The sequence below is a fragment of the Flavobacterium flavipallidum genome (assembly GCF_038289905.1).
Taxonomy (GTDB): Bacteria; Bacteroidota; Bacteroidia; order Flavobacteriales; family Flavobacteriaceae; genus Flavobacterium; species Flavobacterium flavipallidum.
The window spans coordinates 63,647-70,653 of the sequence record NZ_JBBYHU010000018.1; the positions used below are offsets into that span (position 1 = coordinate 63,647).

The window sequence follows — 7,007 nt, forward strand, 5'->3', positions numbered from 1 at the left end:
TGGAGTAAAAGTTTCTTTAGATTTTACGTATTGCTTTTTTTATTTAAAGTTTTGTATAGTAATCCAAATTGTTGTCCGTAGGTGCTACTTTGAATAGATTCGTATAAAACTCAGTGTTTCCCTCTTGGGCTCTTTTCTTCCGTTTTTGATTAAATTTAGTAACGTACAAAAAAGAGTGATAAAGCTTGTTGTTTGTTTCAATATTTCTTTTTTAGTTAATAAATCAGTTAAAAACTCGGCGTTAGTTTGCATTGTAAATATTTGCACCAATTCCAGAACTAACTATGTTTAAAATTAATAAAAAAAGTGTTTTGGATATTTAAATTAGGCATTTATTTTTTAAAATTTAACATTTTTAAAGCATTAACGAGAGAAGGATTACTGAGATTAAAAATTTAGTTTAAGTAGAAAAAAAGAGTTTTAAAATTATCGAAAGTAATTAGTTTTCAGCTGAATGAATAGTTTCTGATTTTTTGACAATATCTTTGATGATGTTGTCTAATTCATTACTAGAAACAATAATATTATCCATTAAAAAAGTTTTTTCTTCTTCTGTGTTGTCTTTTTCTTTCAAAAGGTTGCAAATTGCCATGATACGTGACAATGGCGTTCTAACGATATGGGATTGAACCCAGGTGATATCTTTTAAAACTTTATTTTGGTTTTCTATTTTTTGAGTGTGTTTGATATTGTTTTTAAAACTTTCATCCAGGCCGTTAAATAATTTTGGAACTAAGGAACAAATTAGAAAACTTAGAAAAATTAAATTAGAAAATACGGCAAATAGTTCGCTGGATTTAAAATCAATGCGATGAGAAGGTGTAAAATTGAGATAATAAGCAAAGATGTAAAAAGCAGAAATATAGCAGTTAAGAAGAGCAGGAGTATATTGGTTTTTGAAAGTATAAATAAAAGTAGCAAGAAAACAAGCTGCCAGCAGATAAAGTGTGCTATTGAGTCCAACAAAATAAATTAGAGAAAAGCTTAGAAAATATACTGTGCCAATAAACAAAAGTTTGCGGTGTTTGATTTTGATTCTTTTTTTTAGTCCAATGAAAAGTGCAACCAAAACGGACAGAATATCAATCCAAATCATAATATATAATTTAGATTCGAAAGCCCAAAGTAATGAAGGAATTAGTGCAATTATGCTTAATGGAATGATGTAGATTATAGTGTTTGAAAACATATCATCACGCCAATACTTTAAATCTTTAGTCTCTTCGGAAGAAATCAAGATGTTTTGTCTTATTCTTGCAGTGTATTTATTCCATATTTCCATAATCAAAGAGGGATTTATTTATGTTCAGGAACTATTGTAAATATAAAAAAATAAGTAATAAAAAACTTATTTTGAGCTTATAATTTATTGATAAATATTTTGTTGTAAATATTATGATTTAGAACAGCTAGTTCTTTTTTACGGTTAAATAAAATATAGGATAGATAAAAGTCTAAAAAATGATTTATTTTTACGCTAAAATAATTTAAACCCATTAAAATGGATTGGATCACAGTCAAAGAATACGAAGATATCACTTATAAAAAATGCAATGGTGTCGCCAGAATTGCTTTTAACAGACCGGATGTTAGAAATGCATTTAGACCTAAAACTACCTCAGAATTATTAGATGCTTTTCATGATGCACAAGAAGATACTTCAATTGGAGTAGTCTTGCTTTCAGCTGAAGGACCAAGTACAAAGGATGGAATTTGGTCTTTTTGTAGTGGCGGTGATCAAAAAGCCCGTGGACATCAGGGCTATGTAGGAGAAGACGGTTACCACCGATTGAATATTTTAGATGTACAACGATTGATTCGTTTTATGCCAAAAGCCGTTATTGCAGTGGTTCCGGGTTGGGCTGTTGGTGGAGGACATAGTTTGCATGTAGTTTGCGATATGACTTTGGCAAGTAAAGAACACGCTATTTTTAAACAAACGGATGCTGATGTAACCAGTTTTGACGGAGGTTACGGTTCGGCTTATCTGGCTAAAATGGTAGGACAGAAAAAAGCGCGTGAAATTTTCTTTTTAGGACGTAATTATTCGGCTCAGGAAGCGTTTGAAATGGGAATGGTAAATGCTGTTGTTCCACACGACGAATTAGAAGCAACTGCCTACGAATGGGCTCAGGAAATTTTGGCTAAGTCACCAACATCCATAAAAATGTTGAAATTTGCCATGAATCTTACTGATGACGGTATGGTAGGGCAACAGGTTTTTGCAGGCGAAGCAACAAGATTAGCTTATATGACTGAGGAAGCCAAAGAAGGAAGAAATGCTTTCCTTGAAAAAAGAAAGCCTAATTTTGAGAAAAAATGGCTACCATAAGAAAAGTGGGGAGTTAGAGGAGGGATGAAGGAAGTTTTTTAGTGGATGTGTTAACTAATAAAACAAAATAATTTCTATCTCTAACTTTTAACCTCTAGCTTTTAATTTTTAACCTCTAACCTCTAACTTTTAACCTCTAACTTTAAATGAAACACTGGATTGAAGCCGCAAGATTGCGCACTTTACCTTTGTCGGTATCCGGAATTATCGTTGGGAGTATGTATGCTTTGGCACATCCTACCGATGAAATATTAACACCTACAGAAGTATTTAATTGGAGACTTTTTGGTTTTGCTATATTGACAACTTTGGGTTTACAAATACTTTCCAATTTTGCCAATGATTATGGTGATGGAGTGAAAGGAACCGATAACGAGGATCGAATAGGTCCTAAACGCGCCATACAGAGCGGAGTGATTACTCCTGCTGCTATGAAACGGGCTATCATCATTACTTCTTTTTTGACTTTGCTTTCTGCAATAGCATTGATTTATTATGCTTTTGGATATGCATATTTGTATTATTCTGTATTCTATTTAGTTTTAGGAGTTTTAGCTATCCTTTCGGCTATTCGTTATACCGTTGGAAATACGGCTTATGGTTATCGTGGTTATGGTGATTTGTTTGTCTTTGTGTTTTTTGGATTAGTGAGTACTTTAGGAGTAAACTTTTTATATTCAAAACAATTGGATTACGAATTGATTTTACCGGCTATGGCTATCGGTTTTTTGAGCGTAGGTGTTTTGAATTTAAACAATATGCGTGATGAAGAGTCGGATAAAAAAGTAGGTAAAAACACTATAGTAGTAAAAATTGGCGGAGCAAAAGCAAAAAAATACCATTACTTTTTAATTGTTGGTGCAATGGTATTGACTTTGATATTTGCCATTATAAGTGAATTTCAATTTGATCAGTACCTGTTTTTATTGACTTACATACCTTTAACTAAACATTTAATCAGAGTTAGTAAAAATCATACTCCTAGAGATTTAGATCCTGAATTAAAAAAATTAGCTTTAAGCACTTTTGCACTTTCAGTCTTGTTGTCGTTGTGCATGATTTACTTTTTTTCAGATATTATTGTAAATCTTTTTTTAGGCGGAAGATAAAATTTGGAAAAAAGAAAAAAGAGGATAGTTTCAGGTTGGCTACTACCAGCATGGAACTTCAAGCTTCCAACTCACTAAAAAAATAAAATATGAAAATAACCTATTACGGACACGCTGCTTTAGGGATTAAAGTAGGTGGAAAGCACATTATTGTAGATCCTTTTATTTCAGGAAATCCTTTAGCAGCACATATTGCTATCGAAGATTTGAAAGCTGATTATATTTTGCTGACTCATGCTCATGGTGATCATGTTTTGGATGTGGAAGCAATTGCCAAAAACACCAATGCGGTAATTGTATCGAATGCGGAGATTGCGGGTTATTATGCTGCCAAAGGTTTCGAAGCACATCCTATGAATCACGGTGGGAGCTGGAATTTTGACTTTGGGAAAGTGAAATATGTAAACGCTATTCATTCGAGCTCGTTTCCTGATGGAACTTACGGAGGGAATCCGGGTGGTTTTGTCATCGAAGGCGAGCATAAAAACATCTATATCGCCGGTGATACAGCTTTGACAATGGATATGAAATTGATTCCAATGCGCACCAAACTCGATTTAGCTATTTTCCCAATAGGCGACAACTTTACTATGGATGTTGAAGATGCTATTTTGGCTTCTGATTTTGTGGAATGCGATAAGATTCTGGGTTATCACTACGATACTTTTGGTTACATCAAAATCGATCATAAAGAAGCGATTCAAAAATTCTTCGACAAAGGAAAAGATTTGATGTTGCTTGAAATAGGAGATAGTATCGAATTGTAAAATTTTTAGAAGCTATTCCTGCTATCCACTACAATCTTGCCTGCTGAACACCAGCAGTCAAGGATTTCCGTTACTATCAGGGCTAATTAGATTCAGTTAATAAGAACTACTTCGTGAAAAAAATAATTTTAGGGCTATTCATTAGCTTTTTTTATCAGTTTGCATTTGCCCAAAAAACAGGTTATTGGGACAAAGAAAGAGCTACGTACAAAGAAATTTCTGTTTCAGCCAGAGACAGAATCATTGTAGAAACTGATGATTTTCCGGCAGGAACTACCGAATTGATTTACAGAATCACGCTATTGGATGACAACCAACAAATGGCAAGTAGTTTGGTTTCTGTTTTGAAATCGATTCCAGATCCCACAGGGATTAGTCAGGGTTCGGCAGGAGCTGTTTTTTTGGTCTCAAAGATTTCAGGAGATGATAAATGCAAATACGCCATTTTTTCGAAAAAAGAATTAACAGCTAATTATATTTCCAAAGGAGATACTGCCGATGCCTGTTTGGTTCAGAATACACCTTTAAGCAAAGATGCTAAGCGGCTTTCTATCGATAAATCAGCTTGTATTAAGTTTAGTGCCGGCAAATTGTATTTTGGTTTCGAAAGTTCCAATTGGATTATGAAACAAAAAATTGTTTTAGAAGTGGTGTCCTGGGTTGATACTAAATTGAGTAGAGGTTGGACTTTGGAAAATCGAAAAAACATTATCAGTCAGTGTAAAACTTCGGCTTTGGCTCGAAAAATGGCTAATTCAGACGATTTTTGTGTGTGTATTGGAGAGAAAATCCAAAAACAATATACTTTTCAGGAATTCCAAAAACTATTACCTATGGAGCAGTCTACGGTGTATAAAGATTTTGGCGCGAGTTGCTTTGAAGAAACCGGAATTGCTAAAACCGTTTTTAATGATTTGCGTGCAAAAGCTTCCGCTAATCTAAAGAAAGGCGATTACGGCTCAGCCATAAAAAACTATAATGAGATTGTCAATCAAAGAAAAGCAACAGCTTTAGATTATAGCAATTTAGGCTATTCTTATCTTTTGACAAAACAATATGGCAAAGCTATTAAATCCCTGAAAGAAGGTGAAAAACTGGATGATACCGAATTATTGGTCAAATTAAATTTAGCGCACGCTTATTTGCTGAATGGCGAATATGCGAAAGCCAAAACAATTTATAAAGAATACCAAAATCAAAACGTAACCGATAGCCTGAGTTGGACTCAAAAAATCAAAGACGATTATCAGGCTTTTGTAAAAGCAGGAATTCAAAATGAGGATTTTGAGAAAATTTTAAAGTTGAGCAAATGATTTTAAACCATTAAGGGATTAAGAGGATTAAATTTTGCATCGTAATCAATAGAAAAATATTAAAATCTTAGCGAAACTTTGCGAAAAACTTTGCGCTCTTTGTGGTTAAAAAAACTTTGCGGTAAAAAACTCTTTGTGGTTAAATAATATATGAAAGCAACCTATCATAAATACATCCTCAATTTCAAACGCCCCTCAGGAACTTCCCGTGGTGTCATGACCGAGAAAGAAACCTGGTTTATTGTTTTGGAACAAGACGGCAAACAAGGAATAGGAGAGTGTGGAATTTTAAGAGGTTTAAGTGCTGATGACCGACCGGATTATGAAGAAAAGTTGCAATGGACCTGCGTTAATATTCATTTGGGAAAAGATGCACTTTGGGAAGCTTTAATAGAGTTTCCTTCGATACAGTTTGGAGTCGAGATGGCTTTTCAATCTTTAGATAGTGAAATACCCTTTTTACTCTTTTCTTCTGAGTTTACCGAAGGTGAAAAATCAATCGATATTAACGGTTTGATTTGGATGGGCGAAGCGGAATTTATGAAGCAGCAAATTGAAGAAAAATTAGCTCAGGGATTTCAATGTGTCAAACTGAAAATTGGCGCCATAGATTTCGAAAAAGAACTGGAATTATTGCGTTTCATTCGATCGTATTTTACATCAGAACAAGTTGAAATTAGGGTAGATGCTAATGGGGCTTTTGATTTAAATGAAGCTTTAATTAAATTAAATCAGTTGGCTGGTTTTGAGTTGCATAGTATTGAGCAGCCTATTCAAAAAAACAATACTGACAGGATGGCAGAGCTATGTGAAAACACTCCATTTCCAATTGCTTTAGATGAAGAGTTGATTGGTGTTTTTACATTGGCTGAAAAAGAAGAATTATTAGAAAAAATTAAACCACAATACATTATTTTAAAACCCAGTTTTGTAGGTGGTTTTAGAGGAACTAAGGAGTGGATTTCATTGGCTGAAAAACATAAAATAGGCTGGTGGATTACTTCGGCTTTAGAGTCAAATATTGGACTTAATGCAATTGCTCAATGGACTTATACTTTGCAAAATCCAATGCCACAAGGATTAGGAACCGGAGCCTTATATACCAATAATTTTGATTGTCCGCTTGATGTGGTTCAGGGACAACTATGGTACAAAAAAGAAAAAAGTTGGGAATTTAATTTTGAACAACTATAAACAAAACAATAGATAGAATTTTATAAGTTATACGCTGTTGTGTATTTGTCATTAGACAAAACAAAAGAACTTTGTACATGGTCAATATTGGGGATATTTGAAAGTCGGTAAAGAGCAAATTTTTGATAAGATTCCATATCTTCAACGACCACTTTTATTAAAAAATCATAAATAGGCACATTCAGAAGTAATCTATCTTTTGAATAAAAATTAAAGAAAATGACCGATTTTAGATATCCATTATCGGTCATTTTTGCTTTTTGAGATTTTTCAAGATATAGTTTCGGCTAAA

Annotated in this window: 7 protein-coding genes; 5 read left to right on the forward strand and 2 right to left on the reverse strand. The window is 33.6% G+C overall.

Annotated elements, in window-relative coordinates; genetic code table 11:
* Positions 1-439: 439 nt before the first annotated feature.
* Positions 440-1,282, reverse strand: coding sequence for a hypothetical protein (locus tag AAEO59_RS10055; protein ID WP_341700608.1), 843 nt, complete (start codon positions 1,280-1,282; stop codon positions 440-442).
* A gap of 219 nt (positions 1,283-1,501) precedes the next feature.
* On the opposite strand from AAEO59_RS10055, the gene AAEO59_RS10060 reads away from it, so the two are divergent.
* The 5 genes from AAEO59_RS10060 (at position 1,502) to AAEO59_RS10080 (ending at position 6,715) form a co-directional block, all read left to right on the forward strand.
* On the forward strand, positions 1,502-2,332 hold the full coding sequence (locus tag AAEO59_RS10060; RefSeq protein WP_341700609.1) for a 1,4-dihydroxy-2-naphthoyl-CoA synthase: 831 nt from the start codon (positions 1,502-1,504) through the stop codon (positions 2,330-2,332).
* A 146-nt stretch (positions 2,333-2,478) separates the two neighbouring features.
* Positions 2,479-3,441: a 1,4-dihydroxy-2-naphthoate octaprenyltransferase gene (gene menA, locus AAEO59_RS10065; RefSeq protein ID WP_341700610.1), complete on the forward strand. Its 963-nt coding sequence runs from the start codon at positions 2,479-2,481 to the stop codon at positions 3,439-3,441.
* An 89-nt stretch (positions 3,442-3,530) separates the two neighbouring features.
* Positions 3,531-4,208: a metal-dependent hydrolase gene (locus tag AAEO59_RS10070; protein WP_341700611.1), complete on the forward strand. Its 678-nt coding sequence runs from the start codon at positions 3,531-3,533 to the stop codon at positions 4,206-4,208.
* A 113-nt stretch (positions 4,209-4,321) separates the two neighbouring features.
* Entirely contained in the window at positions 4,322-5,521 is a 1,200-nt protein-coding gene (locus AAEO59_RS10075) for a tetratricopeptide repeat protein (RefSeq protein ID WP_341700612.1), read from the forward strand.
* Positions 5,522-5,671: 150 nt separating this feature from the next.
* Complete coding sequence (locus AAEO59_RS10080; RefSeq protein WP_341700613.1) at positions 5,672-6,715, forward strand: o-succinylbenzoate synthase; 1,044 nt, start codon at positions 5,672-5,674, stop codon at positions 6,713-6,715.
* Positions 6,716-6,735: 20 nt separating this feature from the next.
* Here the strand turns inward: AAEO59_RS10080 and AAEO59_RS10085 are convergent, their stop codons facing one another.
* Positions 6,736-6,966 (reverse strand): Lrp/AsnC ligand binding domain-containing protein, encoded by a 231-nt coding sequence (locus tag AAEO59_RS10085; RefSeq protein WP_341700614.1) that lies wholly within the window; start codon positions 6,964-6,966, stop codon positions 6,736-6,738.
* Positions 6,967-7,007 lie beyond the last annotated feature (41 nt).

Bases quoted from the DNA above. Each gene is read 5' to 3' on its own strand.
- AAEO59_RS10055 (WP_341700608.1), bottom strand. From the start codon at position 1,282: ATGGAAATATGGAATAAATACACTGCAAGAATAAGACAAAACATCTTG.
- AAEO59_RS10060 (WP_341700609.1), top strand. From the start codon at position 1,502: ATGGATTGGATCACAGTCAAAGAATACGAAGATATCACTTATAAAAAA.
- menA (WP_341700610.1), top strand. From the start codon at position 2,479: ATGAAACACTGGATTGAAGCCGCAAGATTGCGCACTTTACCTTTGTCG.
- AAEO59_RS10070 (WP_341700611.1), top strand. From the start codon at position 3,531: ATGAAAATAACCTATTACGGACACGCTGCTTTAGGGATTAAAGTAGGT.
- AAEO59_RS10080 (WP_341700613.1), top strand. From the start codon at position 5,672: ATGAAAGCAACCTATCATAAATACATCCTCAATTTCAAACGCCCCTCA.
- AAEO59_RS10085 (WP_341700614.1), bottom strand. From the start codon at position 6,966: ATGACCGATAATGGATATCTAAAATCGGTCATTTTCTTTAATTTTTAT.